We start from the raw sequence: 390 nt of genomic DNA on the forward strand, positions 1-390 counted from the left end.
TGGTGATGGTGGTGTGAGGAGACGGTGACCTGGGTCCCCTGGCCCCAATACTTCGGTCGACTAATCGCGTCGGCCCACCCGAGATCTGCTGCACAGTAATAAACGGCCGTGTCCTCAGGTTTCAGTTCGTTCATTTCCAGATACAGTGTGTTCTTGGCGTTGTCTCTGCTGATAGTAAATCGACCCTTCACGGAGTCTGCATAGGCGATGCTACTATTGAGCCAGCTAATTGCCGAGACAAATTCACGCTCCTTCCCTGGAGCCTGGCGGAACCAGGCCTTGACATAGCCAACGAAGGTGCGTTCAGAGGCTGCACAGGAGAGTCTCAGCGAGCCTCCAGGCTGCACCAATCCTCCTCCAGACTCCTGCAGCTGCACCTGGGCCATGGCC

General features: G+C 56.7%; 1 protein-coding gene. It reads right to left on the reverse strand.

The genetic code is table 11. The features are described 5' to 3' along the window. Nucleotides 1-390 (reverse strand): immunoglobulin heavy chain variable domain-containing protein (locus OO258_RS27400; protein WP_266035057.1); only part of this gene is annotated, 390 nt, incomplete at both ends.

It is taken from the genome of Pseudomonas sp. DCB_BI, assembly GCF_026240995.1.
Taxonomy (GTDB): Bacteria; Pseudomonadota; Gammaproteobacteria; order Pseudomonadales; family Pseudomonadaceae; genus Aquipseudomonas.